Below are 21,058 nucleotides of genomic sequence, written 5' to 3' on the forward strand. Positions count from 1 at the left end.
GGTCGGTCACGAGGGCGACGGGGCCGGCCCGGCGAGCGGCACCGCCTCCTCCATCCCGGGGAGGGTGCGCGCCCGCTGCGCGGCCCCTGGGGGCGTCGTGGTGGAGCGTGCGACCCCGTTCTTTGCCGAATCTGGCGGTCTCGGTGGGGGCCGTGCTACCTTGGTGAACAGAAGGTGAACAGGAGGTGTCTCATGATGGGCACGCAGATGACCGGCGACCTGGTCCAGGTGTGGATCACGGTGACCGACCGCGACGGGTCCCCCCGTCTGGAGTCGCGCTGGACGACGGCGGAGCTGGCAGCAGCCGCGCACGCCACGCACGCCGCCTGACCCCCACTCCACCAGGCGGTACGCCGGAGCACTGCTCCCCCGCACCGCCGCTGTCGAGAGCCTCGCCCCTCGGGCGGGGCTCTCGTCATGTCCGCTCCCGCGGACAGGCCCCGGACCAGGGCCTGTCCAGACCGCGTCGGGATTTCCCACCCCTCAGGGGAATGAATCCGGACCCGGGTCCGGTTAGAGTGGTTGAACCTTCACCCACTACGGCAGGAGCACCCCATGAGCATCTCCGACTTCGACACCCCCACCACCGCCCTCGACGACATCGCCGGTGACTACACCCTCGACGTGAGCCACAGCCGTCTCGGCTTCACCGCCCGCCACGCGATGGTCACCAAGGTCCGCGGTCACTTCGCCGACTGGTCCGGCACCGCCCACGTCGACACCGCGAACCCCGCCGCCTCGAAGGTCGAGCTCACCATCAAGACCGCCTCGATCGAGACCGGCAGCCCCGACCGCAACGGCCACCTGGTCTCCGCCGACTTCTTCGACGCCGAGGCCAACCCCGAGATCACCTTCGTCTCGACCGACATCAGCCGCGACGGCGACGACTGGACCATCGCCGGCGACCTGACCATCAAGGGCGTCTCCAAGCCGGTCACCATCGACTTCGAGTCGACCGGCTCCGCGCGCGACCCCTTCGGCAACCTGCGCATCGGCTTCGAGGGCTCGACAACCATCAACCGCAAGGACTGGGGCCTCACCTGGAACGCCGCGCTCGAGACCGGCGGCGTCCTCGTCTCCGACAAGATCAAGCTCGAGTTCGACATCTCGGCGATCCGCAACGCCTGATCCCCTGCCGGCACGACCGGCGTGAACGAGCCCGAGGGGGCCGCCCGAAAATGGGCGGCCCCCTCGGCACGTGCTGGTGCACGATGCCGCCATGACCCACGACCACCCGCTCCCCGAGGGCCTCACCTCGCGCCCGTTGACCCTCGATGACGCGCAGGCGGTCTACGAGGTGATGGCCGCCCAGCAGCGCGCCGACGTCGGCACCGCAGAGATCGAGGTCGCCGACATCGTCGCCGACTGGCAGCGCCCCTCCTACGACCTGGCCGCCAGCAGCGTCGGCGTCCTGGACGGCGAGCGCCTCGTCGCCTGCGCCGAGGTGATGGCCGCCGGCCGCGGCGACGCCGGGGTCCTGCCCGACCACCGCGGTCGCGGCATCGGCACCTGGCTGGCCCACTGGATGCAGGCCAAGGCCCGCGAGCAGGGTGTCGCCGAGGTGGGCATGCCGCAGCCCGAGGGCTCCCCGGGCGACCGCCTGATGGAGCAGCTGGGCTACCACGTCCGCTGGCACTCCTGGGTGCTGCGGCTCCCCGAGGGCGCCGTCGTCCCCGAGCGTCCGCTCCCGGAGGGCTACTCGCTGCGAGCCGCCACCGAGGAGGAGTACCCGCAGGTCCACGACGTACAGGAGGACGCGTTCCTGGAGTGGTCGGTCCGCGAGCGGGACAGCTTCGAGGAGTGGCAGGCCGGCACCGTCCTGCGACCCGGCTTCGAGCCCTGGCACCTGCGCGTGGTCGTCGACCCCGACGCAGCCGTGGTGGCGATGGCCTTCCTGGTGATGTTCCCCCGCGAGGACGGCCAGCTCGAGGCGTACGTCGACCGGCTGGCCACGCGCGGCGACCAGCGTGGCCGCGGTCTGGCCCAGGCGCTCCTGGTCGACGCCTTCGGCGTCGCCGCCGAGCACGGTGCCGTCGGCAGCTCGCTCTCGACCGACTCGCGCACCGGCGCCCTGGGTCTCTACGAGAGGGTCGGGATGGTCGTCACCCAGACCTGGGTCAACCGCGCCATCGCCGTCTGACCCTCTCTCCCGCCGAGCCGGCGTATCAATACGCCGGCTCGACCCACCATCCCCGCCGAACCGGCGTATCAATACGCCGGCTCGACCCCTCATCACCGGCCTGACGCACACTTGGGCCGGTGGACAGCACGCAGGACGGCCGGCTCGCGCCGATCGAGGGGGCTCGTCGGCAGCTGGCGCTGGTCGCGCTGGTCCAGGTGCTCGGCCTGGCGGTGTGGTTCTCCGCCACGGCGATCGCCCCGACGCTGCGGGCCGAGTGGGGGCTCTCCACCGGGGCCGCGGTGTGGCTCACCGCCTCGGTCCAGCTCGGTTTCGCCACCGGGGCGGTGGTGTCCGGGCTGCTGACGCTGGCCGACCGGGTGCCGCCGCACCGGCTCGCGGCCGCCTGCGCGCTCGGCGCCTCGGGGTGCACGGCGACGCTCGCCCTGGTCTCCGACGGGCTGGGCTCCGCCGTACCCCTGCGGTTCCTGACCGGCGCCTTCCTGGCCGGGATCTACCCGGTGGGGATGAAGCTGACCGCGTCGTGGGCGCGACCGGTCGACCGCGGCCGCGCCTTCGGGCTGCTGATCGGCTGCCTCACCCTCGGCTCCGCCCTGCCCCACCTCGTGGCCGCGGCGGGGCCGCTGCCCTGGCGGGCGGTGATGCTCACCGCGGCGTCCCTGACCCTGCTCGCGGGGCTCGCGGCCCTGACGGCCGTGCGTCCGGGGCCACTGCTGGCCCGCGGCGCCAGGCCCGAGCTGCGGCACGCGTGGGCGGGGTTCCGCGACCCGGCGCCGCGGCTGGCCAACCTCGGGTACTTCGGGCACATGTGGGAGCTCTACGCGCTGTGGACCTGGTTGCCGGCGTTCCTGGTCGCGCAGCGCGGGTGGGACCTCTCCGCCGGCGGCGTCAGTGCGGTGACGTTCGCGACCGTCGGTGGCGCCGGCCTGGTCGGCGCGCTCGTCGGCGGATGGGCGGCCGACCGCTGGGGTCGCGCCCCGGCCGCGTCCGGTGCGATGCTCGTCAGCGGCGCCTGCTGCCTGCTCTCGCCGTTGGTGTTCGACGTCCCGGCCGTGGTGCTGGCGGTCTTCCTCGCCGTGTGGGGCGCCTCGGTGATCGCGGACTCCGGCGTCTTCTCGACCGCGCTGAGCGAGACCGCCGACCAGCGCTTCGTCGGCACGGCGCTCACGGTCCAGACCGCCGTCGGCTTCACTCTCACGGTGCTGACCATCCAGGCGCTGCCGGCGCTGGCCGCGGTCGTGGGGTGGCAGTACGCCTTCTGGCTGCTCGCCCCCGGCCCCCTCCTCGGCGCCCTGGCGATGCGCAGTTTCCGCCTCGTGGGCCGGGACAGAAAGTAGAACACGTTCTAGAATCGCGCATGGCCACCTTCGTCACCCGCTTCGACCTGCGTGCCCCCGGCGCCACCGGGCGAGAGCGCTCCGAGCTCTACCGCCGATCGATCGAGCAGGCGGCGTACCTCCAGGCGCGCGGGCGCCAGCCGCTCATGGTCAGCGAGCACCACGCTGCCGACGACGGCTACCTGCCCAGCCCGATCCCGTTCGCCGCGGCCCTCGCGGCGGTGACCACCGACCTGCCGATCACGATCTCGGCGCTGCTGGTGAACTTCTACGACCCGATCCGGCTGGCCGAGGACCTCGCGGTGCTCGACCACCTCTCCGGCGGGCGCGTCTCCTGCACGGTGGGGCTGGGCTACCGCCGTGAGGAGTACGACCTGTTCGGCCTGCCCTGGGAGACCCGCGGGCGCGACCTCGAGGCGAGGCTTGAGGTGCTGCTGCGCGCATGGACCGGCGAGCCGTTCGAGCACGAGGGCCGCACGGTGCGCGTCACCCCGACACCGCTCTCGCGGCCCCACCCCTTCCTGATGTACGGCGGCGGGTCGGTCGCCGCGGCGCGCCGCGCCGCTCGGCTGGGGCTCGGCTTCCAGCCGCAGCACGGGGATCCCGCACTGCAGGAGGCCTACGACGCCGCCTGCCGGGAGGCGGGTCGCGAGCCGGGGTTCGTGCTGCTGGCGCCGCCCGGCCCGGCGAACGTGTTCCTCACCGAGGACGTCGAGGCCTTCTGGGAGCGCTGGGGCCACCACCTGCTGGCCGACGCGACGGCGTACCAGGAGTGGCACGGGGAGAACGCGTCGTACGTCCTCGACGCCTCGCGCACCGTCGAGGAGATGCGGGCGGCCGGTGTCTACCTCGTGACGACACCGGAGGAGCTCGTCGAGCGGTGCCGGTCGCGGGAGGTCCGGCTGGTGACCAGCCACCCCGGGTGCGGTGGCCTGCCCAGCGAGCCGTCGTGGGAGCACGTGCGGCTGCTCTGCGAGCGGGTCATGCCGGCGCTCGCCTGAGGGCGCGGGCTAGGACGGGAGCTCGACGGTCGTCACCAGGCTCGTGACCGACGGCGTGGCCGGGGTCGAGGAGAAGCCGAAGCCGGGCTCGGGGCGCACCGGAGCGAGCCCGCCGAGGTCGGCCGCGTCGAAGGTGCCGGTGGCCGAACGGACCGCGTGGTGGTCGGTGGCGGCGTAGAACTCGCGACGCCCGTGACCGGCCGACCCGCGGGTGCGCACCCCGCGCAGCACCAGGCGTGCGACGGGGTCGGTGACGGTGCACCACGCCGGCGAGGTGGCCAGCCGCCGCGGCACCAGGCGCAGCAGCCGCCCCAGCCAGGTGCGCCGGCCCACCACCACGTCCAGGCTCAGCGACCCGGTCCGCACCCGCCAGCACCCCGTGACGCCGCCGGTCACCTCGACCGGCTCGATCCGCACCTCGTCGAAGGAGTACGTCGACGCGACGAAGTCCGCGACCTCGTGGCTGGGCGCGAGGAGGATCCGCCGCCCCTCGGCGGTGGCGACCATCGCGTCGGCGAACGCGCCCAGCGGGCTGCGCTCCCAGCGGCCGACGACCACCCGCACGCCCGACGTCGAGCCGACCCCGGCGATGGCGCCCTCGAAGCGCTGTCGCGTCACCGACCCAGCGGCCTCACTTCTTGTGGGCGTTGACGAAGAACATCCGGTAGCCGAGGTAGGCCAGGGCGACGATGATCACCAGCGCGAGGAGGATCTTCATCCGCCCATCGTGACCGGCCACCGAGCCGGCGGGCTCACCTGATCGGGGCCCCCGACACGGTCCGGGCGATGACGAGCCGCTGGATCTCCGAGGTGCCCTCGAAGATCGTGTAGATGCGGGCGTCGCGGGCCCAGCGCTCGACGGGGTACTCCCGCGTGAAGCCGTTGCCTCCCAGGATCTGCATGGCCTGGCCGGTCACCTTGATCGCGGTCTCCCCGGCGAACAGCTTCGACATCGAGCCCTCCGCCTTGTCGAAGGAGCCGCCGGTCGCGGCCTTCCACGAGGCGCGCCACACCAGCAGCCGGGCGGCGTCGATCTGGGTGGCCATGTCGGCGAGCTGGAAGGCCACGCCCTGGTTCTCGATGATCGGCTTGCCGAACTGCTCACGGGTCTTGGCGTAGTCCAGCGCGGTCTCGTACGCCGCCCGCGCGATGCCGACCGCCTGGGCACCCACCGCCGGGCGGGTCCGCTCGAAGGTCGCCATGCTGGCGTTGGCACCGCCGGTCGAGGCGCCCTCGCGGGCCCGGGCCAGCCGCGCGTCGAGCTTCTCCTTGCCGCCGAGCAGGCAGCGGCCGGGCACCCGCACCTGGTCGAGGACGACCTCGGCGGTGTGCGAGGCCCGGATGCCGTGCTTGTGGAACTTCTGGCCCTGCGAGAGGCCCTTCGTGCCCGGGGGCACGATGAAGGACGCCTGGCCGCGGGTGCGCAGGTCCGGGTCGACGACCGCGGTCACCAGGTGCACGTCGGCCAGGCCGCCGTTGGTGGCCCAGGTCTTGGTGCCGTTGAGCACCCACTCGTCGGTCGCCTCGTCGTACGTCGCGCGGGTGCGCATGGCGCCGACGTCCGAGCCGGCGTCGGGCTCGGAGGAGCAGAACGCCGCGATCTTGAGGTCGCCCGGCTCGCCGAACATCTCCGGCGCCCACTCGGCCAGCTGCTCGGGGGTGCCGTTGCTGGCCAGGCCGGCCGCGGCCAGCGCGGTGCCGACGATCGAGAGGCCGATGCCGGCGTCGCCCCAGAACACCTCCTCCATGAAGATCGGGATGCCCAGACCGGTCGGGTCGAAGGACTGGGTGGCGAAGAAGTCCAGGGAGTAGATCCCGACCTTGGCGGCCTCCTCGACCACCGGCCAGGGGAACTCCTCCTTCTCGTCCCACTCCGCGGCCGCGGGTCGGATGACCTCGGCGGCGAAGGTGTGCAGCCACTGCTGCAGCTCGACGTGGTCGGGGGAGGGGCCGAAGCTCGGCAGGGGTGCGTCCGTCACGTACCGGAGAGTAACCGCGACACGATGTCGCTGTCAGGGGGTCCGGCGGGGTACTCCGCAGGAAATCGCACCCTCAGCGCACGCCGAGGGTGCGATGGGATGCGGACTACCTCCGGCTCACCGGTGCGCCAGACGCGTGAACGCGCGGGTCGCGGCGTCGGCGATCTCCTCGGGCGTGGTGTCGATGGTGCCGTCGAGCCAGGCGACCACGAGCTCGGAGAGACCTCCGACGAAGAGCATCGCCGCCAGCACGCCGCCGCTGCCCGGCTCGGCCTCGTCGCCGTACAGCTCGAGCGCCTCCACCTCGGCGAAGTCCGCGAGGCCCTTGAGCATCGCCTGCCGACGCGCCCGCAGGGTGGGGCGGCTCGGTGCCAGGATCATCGCCGCGCGGCCCTTGCGCGGGTCGTCGACGAAGAGCTGGACGAAGGCCGTCACGGCGGCGTGGGCACGCTCGGCCGGGCCGCCGAGGGTCTCCCCCACCGCGCGGGCGGTGACGTCGAGCACCTCGTCGTAGATCGTCTCCAGGACCGAGGACAGCGCCTCCTCCAGGCCCGTGAACTGCTCGTAGAAGTAGCGCTCGGTCAGGCCCGCCTCCTGGCAGATCCGGGTCATGGTGACCGGCGGACCCTCCTCGCGGCCCCAGACCTCCAGCGTCGCCTCGAGCAGACGGGCGCGCCGCTCCGCGGAGCGCTCCTGGGCGCTCTGCCCGCGGTAGACACCCTGCTTGACGGCCACGGCCCCCAGCATGGCACTTCTTTACCCGCCGTGGGCGATGGTGTGGATCACGCCGGGCCGGACCAGCCGGCGGACGGACCCTGGTGACAGGGACCGCTGTCAATTTACGATCCCCGGGTGACCCGAGCCACAGCACTCCGCCTGCCCCAGCGCCTGCCCAGCCGGACCCCCGACCGCGACGTCCGCGGCAAGGTCGTGGCCATCACCGGCGCCGGCCGGGGCATCGGCCTGGCCACCGCCTCCCGGTTCGCCGACGCCGGGGCGATCGTGGTGATCGGCGACCTCGACGACGACGTCGCCGCGAAGGCCGCCATGCAGGTCGGCGGCGGCGCCGAGGGGTACGTCGTCGACGTGGCCGACCGGGAGTCCTTCGCCGCCTTCCTCGACCGTGCCGAGGCGCTCGGCCCCGTCGAGGTGCTCGTCAACAACGCGGGGATCATGCCGCTCTCCCCCCTGGTCGATCAGTCCGATGCCTCCATCGACAAGGTCCTCGACATCAACCTGCGCGGCGTCATCACCGGCACCCAGCTGGCCGCCCGGGCGATGAGCGCGCGCGGCCACGGGCACGTCGTCAACGTCGCCTCGGCCGTCGGCCGGATCGGGATGGCCGGTGGCGCGGTCTACTCCGCGAGCAAGTTCGGCGTCGTCGGGTTCTCCGAGGCGATGGCCGGCGAGCTGCGCCCGGCCGGCGTCGACGTCTCCGTCGTGCTGCCGACCGTGGTGGCCACCGAGCTCGGTGCCGGTGTCTCGGCCACCCGCGGCATGCGCGCCTGCAAGCCCGAGGAGGTCGCCGACGCGGTGCTGTCGACGGTGCGCCGCCCCCAGTTCGAGACCTGGGTGCCGGGCTACGCCAAGGGCATCTTCTACGGCTCCAACACCTTCCCCCGCCGGATCCGCGACGCCATCAGCCACGCCATGAAGGCCGACAGCTCGCTGACCGCGATCGACGCCGAGGCACGGGCGGAGTACGAGCGGCGCGCCTCGCGATGAGCGGCTTCCGGCTCTCCAGCACGGTGCTCGCCGCGCCGGACCCCCGGGCCCTGGCGGCCTTCTACCGGGCGCTGCTGGACTGGGAGACCCGCGACGACGAGCCGGACTGGGTGGTGCTGAAGCCGCGCGGCACCGGGCAGGGCGCCGCCACCGGCCTGGCCTTCCAGCGCGAGGCCGAGCACGTGCCGCCGCGCTGGCCGGCCACGGGCGACGACCAGCAGATGCAGGCGCACCTCGACATCGGCGTACCCGACCTGGCGGCGGGGGTCGCGCGGGCCGAGGAGCTCGGTGCCGTGCAGGCCGACGTGCAGCCCCAGGACGACGTCCGGGTCATGCTCGACCCGGCCGGGCACCCCTTCTGCCTGTTCGCCGACCCGCTCGGGGCGCCCGCGGGCGGGTGACGGTCTCGGCGTTGCCGGGACACGACGTGGAGCCGTCCGGCACCCTGGTGGGGTGCCCCTCGCTCCCACGTCGCTGCGCCGCGCTCTCGCCGCGCTGCCCGCGCTCGCCCTGGTGGCCGCCGCCCCGGCGCTGACCGCGCCCGCCTCCGGCGCGGCCGACGGCGTCCACGCGACGAGCACGGGAAGCCCGACCGTGGCGACCACCGCGGCCCGCCAGGCCAAGGACCCCCGCAAGACCCGTGGGTTGTACGTCGACACGCGCATGCCCGCGCACCAGCAGGGGCCGGCGTACGCCGCGATCGCCAAGCGCGCGCAGGCGCTGTGGCTGGGCGCGGAGTACTACCCCACCGACCAGGTCGCGGGCGTCGTGTCGACCTACGTGGGTCTGGCCGAGCGGGCGGGCAAGACCCCGATGCTGGTGGTCTACTCCATCCCCGACCGCGACTGCGGGCAGTACTCCTCCGGCGGGCTCCCGGGCGTCGACGCCTACAAGAAGTGGGTCACCCAGGTGGCCAAGGGGATCGGCAGTAGCAAGCCGATGCTGGTGCTCGAGCCGGACGCGCTGCCCTTCTACCACGAGGGCACCTGCGGCAACGCGAACAACCGGATCAAGGCGCTGCGCTCGGCGGTGCGCAAGCTCTCCAGGGCCGGTGCCTGGGTCTACATCGACGCCGGCCACTCCGGCTGGACCACCGGCGACACCTCCAAGGACGACACCCCCTGGGACGGTCGCGCCGAGCTGCTGAAGAAGGCCGGCGTCGCCGGGGCCCGCGGCTTCAGCACCAACGTCTCCAACTTCCGCCGGATGAAGGACGAGAAGCACTACGCCGAGTGGATGGTGCGCCAGCTGCGCAAGCTCGGGGTCAAGGGCGTGAAGTACGTCGTCGACACCTCGCGCAACGGCGCCAAGAAGCCCGTCGACGGCGACGTCATCAACCCCACGTGGGCCCGGATCGGTCAGAAGCCCAGGCTGCGCTTCGACAAGGCCTTCGACGGGACGCTGTGGGTCAAGCACCCCGGGGAGTCCGACGGCACCGTCAACGGCGGACCGCCGTCGGGTCAGTGGTGCGACCTGCTGGCCGACCGGCTGCTCGGGGACGAGGACTCCCAGAAGTCCTGCTACTGATCACCAACCCCAGGAGCCCGGGCTCCCCTTGAACGGCCCGACCACGCGGTCGGTGATCCAGCCGCCGTAGAACCCGCCGTCCTGGGCTCGCACGACCTCGCCGTCGACCCGGCACTCGTCGACCAGCCCCGGCATGACGGCCCAGGCGTCCGCGAGCGCGGCGAAGGCCGGCGTCGGGTCGGGGTAGGTCCAGGCGGCACGGGGTGCCACGCGGCCACCGCCGTGGAGGTCGGCGTACGCCGCCTGCCCCTTCCACTCGCAGTGCGAGCTGCCCTGCGTGGGGACGAGTGCGCCGTCGACGAACGCCTCGCGCGGCAGGTAGTACGTCGGCGGGTGGCTGGTCTCCAGCACCCGCCACCCGCGCGTGCTGCGGGCGACCACCACGCCGCCGAGCTCGACCTCGACCAGCTCGTGGGTCTCCTCCAGCGCGGGCGGGCGCGGGTACTCCCACACCGACTCCTGGCCGGGTCCGGGGCGCTCGGGTCGCGGTCGTCGCACGATGCAAGAGTAGGCAGGGCCCGGTCGTAGGGTGGCCGCTCACGTCGTCCCGGGAAGGCCCCACGTGATCCGTCACCTCCGCGCCCCAGCGCGCGCCGTGTCCCTCGCCGCCGCAGCCTCGCTCGGCGTCGCTCTCCTCGTGCACGCCCCGGCCGCCGTCGCCGGTGAGCGCAGCGACCTACCGGTCGACGAGGTCGTCGACCTGTTGCTCGACGAGGGCCGCGATCGGCTCCTCGTCCTCTCGGGCGCCGGGAGCGAGGAGGTGCTGGTCACCGACCTCACCGGTGCGTCGACCGGCACCATCGAGCTGCGCGACGCCGTCTCCGCGATCACCGACGAGGAGCGCGGGTGGTACTGGTTGGCCCTCGGAGAGTCGCAGGCCATCGCAGCCGTCGACGCGGAGACCCTGGAGGTCGTGGACACCTTCGACATCCGCGTCGAGCCGGTCTGGGAGTCCGGTTGCCCCGACGACCTCGCGCTGGTGGGGGGACGGGTGGCGTTCTCGAGCTACTGCCAGAACCACTCCAGCGGTGAGTACATCCGCGTGCTCGACCCGACGACCCGTGCCGTCCACGGTGAGAACCGCGTCCACGGCCGCCGCCTCGTCGGGCCCCCGGCGGACGCGCCGGCGGACTCGGTGCTCGCCCGCTCGCTCTGGACCTTCGACTTCGGCCGGATCAACCGGGTCGAGGTCGACCCCGAGACCGTCGAGTTCTCCGCCGGCGCTCGCACCGACATGGACGTCCAGCGGCTGGCGATGTCGGCAGACGGCGAGGTGCTCGTCGGCTCCCGCGGCGTGCGCCTGGAGCCGGTGACGCTGGAGGAGCTCGCCCCCTACCAGCTGCCGCTCTCCCACCCCGACAACGACTTCGAGGGCCTCGACGTCGCGTTCGGTCCTGACGGACGCACGGTCTTCACGACGTGGTCCATCTTCCCGGTCGAGACCGTCCAGACCGTGCCCGCCGGCTCCCTGGTCGCCGGGCGCTCCTACGACCTGTTCGACGAGCCGCTCAACCGGTGGCGCAACGCCGCCGCCCTCGCCGTCGGGGAGACCGACGTCTACGTGGCCAGCCGCGGCCGGGGCGGTCCCCGTCTCGACGTGCTCAGCCCGGGCGAGGACGCCACCGTGTCGCTGGGCCGTCCGCAGAAGTCCTACCCCTACGGTGCCACCGCCACCATCCCGGTGACGCTCGACGCCCGCTCGGAGCGCCGGACGCTCCAGACGTGGGTCGCCAGCTACGGCGGCAGCTACCTGCCGGGCGCCGAGGTGGAGCTGGCCGAGGACGGCACCGGCACGGTGTCGGTGCGCCTGAAGAGCCGCTCGTCGCTGCTGGTGGGTTACGACGCGGTGGACACCTCCGAGTCCGACCGTGACACGGTGAGCCTGTGGGTGCGCCCGCGCCTGACCCTGGAGTTCCCGAAGGCCACGGGCACGCGCCGACCGACGTACGCCGCCGGGTCGAACGCCCGGATCGCCGTCGAGGTCAAGGGTCGGCCGGCGTGCGTGCGCCTGCACGTCGACCAGCGGATCGGCGGCCGCTGGAAGCGGATCCACCGGTCCGACTGCGAACCCCCGCGCCGCAAGCACGTCTCGACCACGCTGCGATGGAAGCCGTCCCTGGCGGGGGCGAAGCTGCGGGTGCGGGCCACCTCGCAGAAGGACCGCTTCTGGGCGGCCGAGCGCACGAAGAAGCAGCAGGTCCGCTTCCGCTGACCTGCTGGCGGACCCTGGCACCGTCGGTGCTCCCGCCGTACGGTCAGGCGCTGGGCGCGGGTACCTCGACGCGGAGGTTCATCAGGTCCAGGGCCGTGTGCAGGTCGTCCGGGGAGTCGAAGGCGGTGGTGACCTCGTCCAGCAGGACGCTGCACCACGTCGGTTCCTCGGAGAAGACACTGCTCCCGAAGTAGGCCTCGATGGCCCGGGTGGCGGTGTCGTTGTCGAGACTCATGCGCGGCAATATGCCAGGTCAGAACCCCTGACGGGGTCATCCTTGCGGCGTCTTCACATCTGGGACGACCGGCCGGGTGGTGTCCGGGCGACCTGCGCCGGGCAGCCTCGAGGCGTGACCGACTCCGACGGACCGACCCTGCCCCCGCACGTCCTGGTGCTCTTCGGCGCCACCGGCGACCTGGCCTCGCGCAAGCTCTTCCCCGGCCTCTACCACCTCGCGGCGGCCGGCCGGCTGCCCGACGAGTACGCCGTGATCGGCACCGGTCGGCACTCGCCCGGCACCGACGACGAGTTCCGCGACCGGCTCCGCTCCGCCCTGGAGGAGAGCGTCGAGGACCTCGACGCCGCCCTCGCCGACGACCTGCTGTCGCGGCTGCGCTTCCAGACCTCCGACGCCGACGACGGCTCCGACCTCGCCGCGGCCGTGCGCGAGGCGGAGGAGTCGATGTCGGCCGACACCTCCGACGTCCGCCGGCTGCTCTACCTCTCCATCCCCCCGGGCGCGGTGGAGCCGATGATCGCGATGCTGGGCAAGGAGGGGCTGATCGACCGGGCCCGGTTGGTGGTCGAGAAGCCCTTCGGCCTCGACCTGGAGTCCTCCCGCGCGCTGGACGCCGCGCTCAAGGACGTCGTCGACGAGGACCAGGTCTTCCGCATCGACCACTTCCTGGGCAAGGAGGCGGTGCAGAACATCCTCGCGCTGCGCTTCGCCAACGGCCTGTTCGAGCCGGCGTGGGACGCCCGTTCCGTGGAGTCGGTGCAGATCGACGTACCCGAGGAGCTCGGGCTGGAGGGGCGCGGCTCGTTCTACGAGTCCACCGGTGCCCTGCGCGACATGATCTCCACCCACCTGACCCAGATCCTCGGCTTCGTGGCGCTGGAGGACCCCGGCTCCTTCGACGCCGAGGCGCTGCGTGACGCGAAGGCGGCGGTCTTCGGCGCGATGCGACCGCTGGACCCCGAGCGCAGCGTGTTCGGCCAGTTCGAGGGCTACCGCGACGAGGAGGACGTCGATCCCGACTCCGACGTCGAGACCTTCGTCGCGCTCGAGGCGTGGGTCGACACCGACCGCTGGCGCGGGGTGCCGTTCCTGCTGCGCACCGGGAAGGCGATGGCCGCGACGCGGCGTACCGTCACGATCCGCTTCCGCACGCCGCACTCGGGCATCTTCGAGGGCAACGTCGCGTGCAACGAGCTGGTGCTGGAGCTCACCGACTCCCCGGTCGTCACCGTGCATCTGCAGGGCAAGCTGCCCGGCCCCGACATGGAGCTCACCGGTGCCACCATGTGCCTGGACCTCGGCACGGTGCCCGACGCCGACCCGCTGGAGGCCTACGAGCGGCTGATCCTCGACGTCCTGCGCGGCGACCGGGCGTTGTTCACCCGCGCCGACGAGGTGGACCGGATCTGGCAGGTCTGCCAGCCGCTGCTGGACTCCCCGCCGCCCGTGCAGTCCTACCCGCAGGGGTCGTGGGGCCCCGACGCCGCCCTCGACCTGCCGCCCGGCGGGTGGCGGTTGTGCCGGGAGTGAGTCGTGTGGCGGTCGGGTCCGGTGGGGCGTCGGAAGGTCTGACTGATGTCGGTCCAACCTTGCACGTGGCGGTCGAAGGTTCGACCGCGATCCCCAAGGTCTGACTGACATCAGTCGAACCTCGCAGCTACCGCGCCGACTCCCGCAGCGTCGACCCCCGCGCCCCGCGCACGGTCAGGGTGGCGGAGACCAGCGCCACGGCACCGAACAGCGCGGCGGTGACCAGCGCGAGCAGCGCGAGCCGCCACGGGTCGATGGCCGCGACGAGGGCCGGGGTGGACAGCGTCTCGGCGTAGCCGAGCGTGACGGTGCGCAGGACGACGTACTGCGCCAGTGACCCGGCCGCGAGCCCGGCGACCGCCGTCCCGCCGAGCACCAGCACCAGCTCACGAAGCACCGAGCCCATCACCTGTCGCCGCGGGACCCCCACCACCCGCAGCGCGGCGGCGTCGCGGCGGCGGGCCGGCAGCTGGACGGCGGTGCTGACCGCCAGCGACGCGACCGCCATCAGCAGCACCAGGGCCGCGACGACGGCGTAGAGCCGCAGGGCCAGGGCGTACGCCGTCGCGTCGAGCCCCGCCTTCACCTCGTCGTACGTCGTCTCCTCGGTGAGCCCGGCGTCGCGCAGCTGCCCCACGACCGACGCCGGGGTGTCGGCGCGGGCCATGACGTAGACGTCGGTGTTCTGGTCGTAGACCTTGCGGCCGGTGGCGAAGGTGTCGTAGTCGATGAGCAGCCCGCGCGGGCCGAGGAGCGGCACGCTGCCCGCCTCGACCACGGGGTCGACGTCGAAGCTCAGCGGGGTACCGGCGTTGTAGGTGTCCGCGGAGGTCTCGGTGCGCGCGTCGACTCCCGCGACGACCGGCAGCTCGGCGGGCGGGTCGCCCGCGCCGATCTGGACGATCACCGGCGTGGGGCTCGACACCGCCACGGCCAGGCCGGCGCCGTCGCGCTCGAGGGAGTCCACCGCGTCGTTGCCGGTGGCACCGGGGACCAGCGCCCAGCCGCCCTCGGAGAGCGCGGTGGCGACCGGCTGGCGGTCGACGGTGACCGACTCCAGCGTGAGCGTGCCGTCCATCGCGGTGGGCAGGGCGGCGGCGGAGCCGAGGGTGATCTGCTCGAGGCGGCAGCCGTCCCGGCAGAACGGCGTCGCCGCCGAGACCGCCGACCGACCCTCGGCGACGGGGCCGAGGAAGATCGTGCGCGGCCGGTCGGTGGGCGGCACCAGGCGCAGCCGCACGACCAGGGGCTCCTCGGTCCGCAGCCGGTTGTCGAGGTCGAGCCCGACGCGCCGACCGGTGACGACGGGGACCGGGCCGGTGGCGAGCAGGTCGGCGACCTCGGCGGCGGAGGTGCCGGGGGTCCACTGGTCGTTCCAGAGCCCGACCCGGGCGAGCCGGGTGGTGTCCAGGACGGAGAAGACCGGGCCGGGCTGGGGGGTGGCGATGGTGCTGCCGGCCATCAGCCACTGGCCCTCGGGGTCGATGCCCCGGGTCAGGCCCACGGTGTCGTCGAGGCTCTGCTCGGAGGTCCACAGCACCGCGGCCGGGGCCCGGGTCGCGGCCACCGAGGCCCGCCACGCCGACGAGGAGTCGTAGACCCCGGCACCGAAGACGCAGATCGCGATGGCCGCGGTGACCGGCAGGATCACCAGCGTCCCCTCCTGGCGGCGCGACAGCGCGCGCACGGCCACGAAGGAGCCCAGCGACCGGGTGTGCGGCACCGCGCGGGTCCACCACGTCGCCAGCGAGGAGGTCAGCCGGCTCGCACCCAGGCCGGCGACGACGGCCAGCAGCACCGGCAGGACCAGGTCGGTCACGTCGGGGCGGCCGCGCTCGGTGGAGCTCAGCTTGCTCAGCAGCACCGCGAGCGCCGCGGCGACCAGGGCCAGCTGGGCGACGACCGCGGCCCGGCGCGCACGCCGCGGGCGTCGTACGCCGCCGAGCTGGTCCTCGAGGGGGATCCGCACCACGAGGCCGACCGCGGCCACGGCGACCGTGGCGGCGCCGAGCCCGACCAGGCCGCCGGCCGCCAGCGAGGTCCACGGCACCCGCAGCGGCAGGCCGGGCACCAGCCAGGCCTCGATCAGCAGCAGCACCGTCCCGACGCCGACGAGCCCACCGACGGGCACGGCGAGCGCGAGCAGGGTGAGCGGCTCGGACATCCCCAGCGTCCACATCCGGCGCCGCGGCAGGCCGCGCAGCGAGGCGAGCGCGAGCTCGGGCATCCGCAGGTCGGCCGCCGCGGTGAGCAGGCGCAGCAGTAGGGCGAGCGCGACCAGGACGAGGCTGATCGCGGCCGGGGACACCGAGGCGCGGGCCGTGGCCTGCTGGTCGCGGACCTCCGCCACGACGCCGTCGATGTCGTTGATGGAGCGCTCGACCAGGGTGCCCCCCTCGAGGGCGGCGCTGTAGTCCTGCTGCGCGCGGGCGACCACGGCGACCTGCTCGAGGTCGGAGACCTGCAGGTCGGCGGGGACACCGAGCCGGCGGTCGACCAGCACCTCGTAGCCGACGCCCGCGGCGGCGCGCTCGACCGCCTCGGCGGTGCCCAGCATGGGGGCCGGCTGGTAGGGCATGTTGGCCGGCGGGGGCGTCGGCGGGCGGGTGCTGAGCCGCCCGGACTCGAACCAGTAGTCGGCCTCCTCGGGCCCGGGCGCGGAGTAGGTGCCGACCACCTCGATGGTGCCGAGACCCGCGACCGGGGAGGTGTCGCCGATCGAGAGCCCGGTGATCGTGGAGTCCAGCGCCAGCAGCAGCACCTCGTCGGGCGCCTCGGGGCAGCGCCCCTCGATCACGAGGTGGTCGCAGTAGTCCGGCGCCCAGCCCAGCCGCGCGAGCCCGCCGAGCCCCTCGGTCTGCTGGGTGCGCACGAAGACCTGCGGGTCCAGGTAGAGCCCGGCCCCCTGATCGGCCCCTCCACCAGCCACCTCAGCGGCCTCGTCCGTGGCGCGCCCAGCTGCAGCGCGGGCGTCCCGCAGCACCTCCTCGAGGTCGGGGGCCACGCCCGCGTCGGGCGTCCACACCCAGGACAGGCCGGTGAGGTTGTCCGGGGCCTCGGCGAGCCGGGTGACCAGGAACGAGCTGGTCACGGCCCCCTGGAAGGCCGGCCCGAGCACGGCCGAGCCCACGGCCAGCGCGGTCAGGACCACCGAGCCGATCGACAGCAGCAGGCGGGAGCGCAGGCCGCGCAGGACCGTGGGCAGCAGTGCGGGACCCCTCATCGGGCCTCCTCGCGCAGCACGGCCGGGGCGGACTCGCGGGAGCCGACGTCGCGGCCGCGCAGCAGCACCACCACGACGATCAGCGACGCCAGCAGCGCCGGCACGACGAGCGGCAGCGGGGCGACGGCGGTGCGCAGGGCGACCGCGTGCTCGGGCACCACGACCAGGCCCAGGCGGCCCAGCAGCAGCGCGACCGCGAGGTAGACACCACCGACCACGGCGACGCCGGTGGCCACCAGCAGGAGCACGGCCTCCACGACGGTGCTGCGCCGCAGCGTCGCGCGGGTGATCCCCAGGGCCCGCAGGGCGGCCACGTCGCGCACCCATGCGCCCCGCTGCCGGGCGACGGCGGTCACCAGCACCAGCAGCGCCACGAGCAGGCAGCAGATCGCGGTCATCAGGTAGGCCTGGGCCTGGGTCGCGCCCGTGGCGTCGCGCACCTGCTCGGTGACCCGCTCCAGGGGGCGGGCCTGCGAGCCGGTCTCCTCCGCCAGGGCGGTGAGCAGCTCGGCGGGGGCGTCGGCGCGGGCCAGCACCATCACCTCCGCGGCGGGGATCGTGGGGGGCGCGCCGGCGGCGGCGCGCGGGAGGTCGGCGTAGACGCCGTCGGCCTCCACCAGCGGCAGCGCGGGGAAGCGGGCCACCACCCGGGCCGGCAGGTCCTCCCCGCCGGGCGACTCCAGCACCGGGTCGCCCTCCCAGGTGACGGTGCGGGTGACGAGGACGGGGACGGCTCCCTCGCCGCGGGAGGGTACGGCGGTGAGCCGGTCGTCCGCGGTGGGCGCCAGCAGTCCCTCGGCGACCTCGACCGGTCCGCCGGGGCCCGCGGCGCTGGGTGCCCGGGCGGGCGACCAGGGCCGGTCGAGCACCGGGGTCGAGCCGAGCCGCAGGTCGGTCAGCAGGAACGGCAGCGGCCGGTCACCCGCGACGCGGGACAGGGTGATCGCCTCGACGGTGCACCCGTCGAGACAGTCGACCGGGGCGGAGACCGTCCGGGCCGCCCCGTCGAGGTCCAGCTCCGTGCCCAGCTGCACGCGCACCTCCTGGCCGGAGACGCGACGCAGGGTGAGCTCCGCCTGCGGCCGGAGCCGCCCCTGCTCGCGGGGGCTGACCCCGGCGACCTCCACCAGCACCCGGGACGCGGGTGCCGCGACGCTCGCGGCGGAGGCGGGGTCGACCAACCGGTCGGCCAGCTCGCCGATGCGTGCGGCGCTGGTGCCCTCGTAGAACTCGCCGACCACCCGCTCGGCGCGGTCGACGTCGACGAACGCGCGCCGCGCCGCCACCGACCCCTCACCCGGCACCACGACCGCACCCATCAGCCACCGGCCCTGCGGGTCGAGCCGCTCGGTCAGCGCCAGCACGGCGGCGGCGTCGCCACCGTTGCCGCGCTCGAGGTCGAAGCGCAGCGGCGCACCGGCCTGCAGCCGCGCCGTCTCGTCGGCCCAGGCCGCCACCTGGACCGCACCCGTGACCGCCACCCCGGCCACGACGCCGGCCGCGACCAGCACCCGCAGGGGCGCTGCGGCATCGGCCGAGCGGGCCAGTCGCCGGGTGGCGAGGTAGGCCGGCAGACCACGCCGGCCGGTCCGGCGTACCCCGACGCGGGCGAGGGCGCCCATCGCCCACAGCGCGACGTGGCCGGCGGCCAGGCCGACCAGGGCGGGCCCGGCGAGCACGAGCAGGTCGGACTGGGTGCCGTCGACGACGCGCGCCCGGTAGACCGCGACGACGGCCCCGACCACCACGAGCACCTGCGCGAAGACCGCGGCGATGCCGGAGGCGCGGGGCCGCGCGGCGCCACGGACCTGCGCGACGAGGGGCTCGCGCAGCGCGGCGGCCATGCCGAGCAGCACCGCGACGAGGGCGACCACGACCACCACCGCGACGGCCGCGGCGACGTCGGTTCCGGGTGCGCCCATCGGGTCTCCGACCCAGGAACGCGCGGCGAGGTCGGCGACGACCAGCCCCAGGCCGGTGCCGGCCGCGGCCCCGACGAGGAGCACCAGCAGCGGCTCGACCAGCAGCAGGGTGAACAGCTCACCACCCTCGAGACCGCGCAGGCGGGCCAGCGCGATCTCGGTACGCCGAGCGGAGGCGAGCTCGCGCCCCGTCGCCGGCACGGCGACCGCGCCGACCAGCAGCAGCGGCACGGCGAGCAGGCGGGAGGTGCCGGCCGCGGCGGCGAAGCCGACCACGGCCACGACGCCCCCGACGACCACGACGGTCAGCAGGAGCAGGGGCAGCAGCGTGCCCCGGCGCGCCCACGCACCCTGCAGGGTGCGGGACCGCAGCCGCGGCCGCGAGCCGCTCACGGGCTCCCCGGGGGTCGGCGGAACAGCTCGTACGGGTCGTCGTCCTCCTGCTGGTCGGGCGCCACCGTCGGGTGGTCTCGACGCCCGCTCGTCGCTGGCGCTCCTCGCTGCTCGACCACCGGGCCCCGCTGGTCGAGGTCCGGGCCCCGCTGGTCGAGGTCCGAGGGCGACGAGCCCCGGGACCCGGTGAGGTGGACCGGCTCGGTGTGGTCGACCAGGCGCCCCTCGTCGAGCGCGTGGTGGTCGTCGCAGGCGTCGACGACGGCAGGGTCGTGGGTGGCGACGACGACGACCGCGCCGCGGTCGGCCTCGCGCCGCAGCTCGGCCAGCACCAGCCCGCGGTTGCCCTCGTCGAGCTCGGAGGTCGGCTCGTCGGCCAGCAGGACGCCGGAGCCCACGCAGAGCCCGCGCGCCAGGGCGACCCGCTGCATCTGGCCGCCGGAGAGCTCCTCGACCTGCCGGTCACCGAGGTCGGCGATGTGGAAGCGGGCCAGCGCGGCGGCCGCCCGCTCGTCGGCCTCGTCGGGGTCCACGCCGCGGGCGCGCAGGGCGACCGAGACGTTCTCCCGCGCGGACAGGATCGGCACCAGGCCGTAGACCTGCAGGACGAACGAGACCTCCGGTCGCGGGTCGCCGGTGCCGCGCCACATCGGCGCACCGGCGTACGTCGCCTCACCGGTGGTGGGGCGCAGCAGCCCGCCCGCGATGGAGAGCAGGGTCGTCTTGCCCGAGCCCGACGGGCCGGACAGGGCGGTCATCCGCCCGGCCGCGAAGGTCAGGTCGAGGTCGTGCAGCAGCGTGCGGGACAGCTCGTAGCGCACCCCGCTCAGGATCAGGTCGCTCACTCGGTGCGAGCCTCTCCCTCGCCGGCCCCTCCGACCGCTTCTGCCGAGCGGGACACCACGAGCCGGTCGCTCTCCTCGGGCTCGATGCGCACCAGCGTCCCCTGCGGCCACTGCTCGGCCAGGTGGGTGGGCAGGTGCACGACCCCCTCGGCGCCGATGACGACGTACTCCGCGCCGTCGCGCCCCTCCAGGCCGACCCGGCCGCCCTTCATCGTGATCGTGCGCGGGAAGGTCGCGGCCACCTCGGGCTGGTGGGTGACGACCACGATCGTGGTGCCGAGCTCGTCGCCGAGCTCGTGGATCAGGCTGATGACGGCGTCGCGGTCCTCGTGGGAGAGCTGGCTGGTGGGCTCGTCGGCCAGCAGCAGCTGGGGGCCGGTCGAGACCGCGCAGGCGAGCGCGAGCCGCTGGCGCTGGCCACCGGACATCGTGCTCACGACCTGGTCGGCGACCGAGGCCAGACCGACGCGGGCCAGCAGCTCCCGCTCGGGCACCGCCTGCTTGCGCTCGGCGCCGGAGAGGGCGAGGCGGGCGAAGGCGATGTTCTGCCGGGCGGTGGCGTAGGGCAGCAGGTTGCGGGTCGCGCCCTGCAGCATCGTGCTGACCCGCCGCGAGCGCAGCCGCGCCAGCTCGGGCTCCGGCAGTCGCGAGATCTCGGAGTCACCGAGGAAGATCCGGCCCGCGCTGGGGCGCTGGATCCCGCCGAGCAGGGTCAGCAGCGTGGACTTGCCCGAGCCCGACGGGCCGAGGAACGCCACCCGCTCGCCGGGACGGATCGACAGGTCGACCCCCTGCAGCGCGACGACGTCGTGGCCCTCGAAGGTGCGGTACAGGTGCACGACACCCAGGCAGCGCACGCCCAGCCCGCCCTGCCTGTCCAGCTCCCCGAAGTCGACGTCGGCATCGACGACCGTCACCTGATGACCTCCTGTCCGTGGGCCAGCAGACAGTAAAGGGTGCGGTCGGGGCAACCGTCGGCGCCGGTT

Annotated in this window: 19 protein-coding genes; 10 read left to right on the forward strand and 9 right to left on the reverse strand. The window is 74.2% G+C overall.

Annotated features, from left to right (window positions below; genetic code table 11):
- Positions 1 to 192 precede the first annotated feature (192 nt).
- From BKA05_RS17580 to BKA05_RS17600, 5 genes are all read left to right on the forward strand, one after another.
- On the forward strand, positions 193 to 330 hold the full coding sequence (locus BKA05_RS17580) for a hypothetical protein (protein ID WP_179532586.1): 138 nt from the start codon (positions 193 to 195) through the stop codon (positions 328 to 330).
- Positions 331 to 555: 225 nt separating this feature from the next.
- The gene (locus BKA05_RS17585) at positions 556 to 1,128 is read left to right on the forward strand and encodes a YceI family protein (RefSeq protein ID WP_179532587.1); all 573 of its coding nucleotides are present in this window, start codon (positions 556 to 558) and stop codon (positions 1,126 to 1,128) included.
- 91 nt (positions 1,129 to 1,219) lie between these two features.
- A complete protein-coding gene (locus tag BKA05_RS17590; protein WP_179532588.1) occupies positions 1,220 to 2,140 on the forward strand; it encodes a GNAT family N-acetyltransferase in 921 nt (306 codons plus the stop codon).
- 119 nt (positions 2,141 to 2,259) lie between these two features.
- Positions 2,260 to 3,477 carry an MFS transporter gene (locus BKA05_RS17595; protein WP_218842444.1) on the forward strand — a complete coding sequence of 406 codons (1,218 nt, stop codon included), beginning with the start codon at positions 2,260 to 2,262 and terminating at the stop codon, positions 3,475 to 3,477.
- 20 nt (positions 3,478 to 3,497) lie between these two features.
- Positions 3,498 to 4,478, forward strand: coding sequence for an LLM class flavin-dependent oxidoreductase (locus tag BKA05_RS17600; RefSeq protein ID WP_179532589.1), 981 nt, complete (start codon positions 3,498 to 3,500; stop codon positions 4,476 to 4,478).
- 9 nt (positions 4,479 to 4,487) lie between these two features.
- Here BKA05_RS17600 and BKA05_RS17605 read toward each other — a convergent pair whose 3' ends face one another.
- From BKA05_RS17605 to BKA05_RS17615, 3 genes are all read right to left on the reverse strand, one after another.
- Positions 4,488 to 5,096 (reverse strand): hypothetical protein, encoded by a 609-nt coding sequence (locus BKA05_RS17605; RefSeq protein ID WP_179532590.1) that lies wholly within the window; start codon positions 5,094 to 5,096, stop codon positions 4,488 to 4,490.
- Positions 5,097 to 5,230: 134 nt separating this feature from the next.
- Complete coding sequence (locus tag BKA05_RS17610) at positions 5,231 to 6,457, reverse strand: acyl-CoA dehydrogenase family protein (RefSeq protein ID WP_343045736.1); 1,227 nt, start codon at positions 6,455 to 6,457, stop codon at positions 5,231 to 5,233.
- 117 nt (positions 6,458 to 6,574) lie between these two features.
- Positions 6,575 to 7,204: a TetR/AcrR family transcriptional regulator gene (locus tag BKA05_RS17615; protein WP_179532591.1), complete on the reverse strand. Its 630-nt coding sequence runs from the start codon at positions 7,202 to 7,204 to the stop codon at positions 6,575 to 6,577.
- 105 nt (positions 7,205 to 7,309) lie between these two features.
- On the opposite strand from BKA05_RS17615, the gene BKA05_RS17620 reads away from it, so the two are divergent.
- Genes BKA05_RS17620 through BKA05_RS17630 form a run of 3 tightly spaced genes read left to right on the forward strand, consistent with a single transcriptional unit; the run spans position 7,310 to position 9,709 of the window.
- Positions 7,310 to 8,182, forward strand: coding sequence for an SDR family oxidoreductase (locus BKA05_RS17620; RefSeq protein WP_343045737.1), 873 nt, complete (start codon positions 7,310 to 7,312; stop codon positions 8,180 to 8,182).
- On the forward strand, positions 8,179 to 8,583 hold the full coding sequence (locus BKA05_RS17625) for a VOC family protein (protein ID WP_179532592.1): 405 nt from the start codon (positions 8,179 to 8,181) through the stop codon (positions 8,581 to 8,583). Before BKA05_RS17620 ends, BKA05_RS17625 begins: the two co-directional genes overlap by 4 nt.
- 52 nt (positions 8,584 to 8,635) lie before the next feature.
- Complete coding sequence (locus BKA05_RS17630) at positions 8,636 to 9,709, forward strand: glycoside hydrolase family 6 protein (RefSeq protein ID WP_179532593.1); 1,074 nt, start codon at positions 8,636 to 8,638, stop codon at positions 9,707 to 9,709.
- Here BKA05_RS17630 and BKA05_RS17635 read toward each other — a convergent pair whose 3' ends face one another.
- Positions 9,710 to 10,207 carry a DUF427 domain-containing protein gene (locus BKA05_RS17635; RefSeq protein WP_179532594.1) on the reverse strand — a complete coding sequence of 166 codons (498 nt, stop codon included), beginning with the start codon at positions 10,205 to 10,207 and terminating at the stop codon, positions 9,710 to 9,712.
- 97 nt (positions 10,208 to 10,304) lie between these two features.
- On the opposite strand from BKA05_RS17635, the gene BKA05_RS17640 reads away from it, so the two are divergent.
- Positions 10,305 to 11,921, forward strand: coding sequence for a hypothetical protein (locus BKA05_RS17640; RefSeq protein ID WP_179532595.1), 1,617 nt, complete (start codon positions 10,305 to 10,307; stop codon positions 11,919 to 11,921).
- A gap of 43 nt (positions 11,922 to 11,964) precedes the next feature.
- On the opposite strand, the gene BKA05_RS17645 is transcribed toward BKA05_RS17640, so the two are convergent.
- Positions 11,965 to 12,156, reverse strand: coding sequence for a hypothetical protein (locus tag BKA05_RS17645; RefSeq protein ID WP_179532596.1), 192 nt, complete (start codon positions 12,154 to 12,156; stop codon positions 11,965 to 11,967).
- Between the two features lie 114 nt (positions 12,157 to 12,270).
- Here BKA05_RS17645 and zwf point away from each other — a divergent pair, with 114 nt between their 5' ends.
- Positions 12,271 to 13,689, forward strand: a complete 1,419-nt coding sequence (gene zwf / locus BKA05_RS17650; protein ID WP_343045738.1) for a glucose-6-phosphate dehydrogenase — start codon at positions 12,271 to 12,273, stop codon at positions 13,687 to 13,689.
- A 127-nt stretch (positions 13,690 to 13,816) separates the two neighbouring features.
- Here the strand turns inward: zwf and BKA05_RS17655 are convergent, their stop codons facing one another.
- From BKA05_RS17655 to BKA05_RS17670, 4 genes are read right to left on the reverse strand one after another with little or no spacing between them, the layout of a single operon-like run.
- Positions 13,817 to 16,912: an FtsX-like permease family protein gene (locus BKA05_RS17655; RefSeq protein WP_179532597.1), complete on the reverse strand. Its 3,096-nt coding sequence runs from the start codon at positions 16,910 to 16,912 to the stop codon at positions 13,817 to 13,819.
- A complete protein-coding gene (locus tag BKA05_RS17660) occupies positions 16,909 to 19,227 on the reverse strand; it encodes an FtsX-like permease family protein (protein ID WP_179532598.1) in 2,319 nt (772 codons plus the stop codon). Before BKA05_RS17660 ends, BKA05_RS17655 begins: the two co-directional genes overlap by 4 nt.
- Positions 19,224 to 20,072 carry an ATP-binding cassette domain-containing protein gene (locus BKA05_RS17665; protein WP_179532599.1) on the reverse strand — a complete coding sequence of 283 codons (849 nt, stop codon included), beginning with the start codon at positions 20,070 to 20,072 and terminating at the stop codon, positions 19,224 to 19,226. Before BKA05_RS17665 ends, BKA05_RS17660 begins: the two co-directional genes overlap by 4 nt.
- Positions 20,069 to 20,989, reverse strand: a complete 921-nt coding sequence (locus tag BKA05_RS17670; RefSeq protein ID WP_343045739.1) for an ABC transporter ATP-binding protein — start codon at positions 20,987 to 20,989, stop codon at positions 20,069 to 20,071. The genes BKA05_RS17665 and BKA05_RS17670 overlap by 4 nt, the downstream gene beginning before the upstream one ends.
- Positions 20,990 to 21,058: the final 69 nt, after the last annotated feature.

The organism is Nocardioides marinus, from assembly GCF_013408145.1.
Lineage (GTDB): Bacteria > Actinomycetota > Actinomycetes > Propionibacteriales > Nocardioidaceae > Nocardioides > Nocardioides marinus.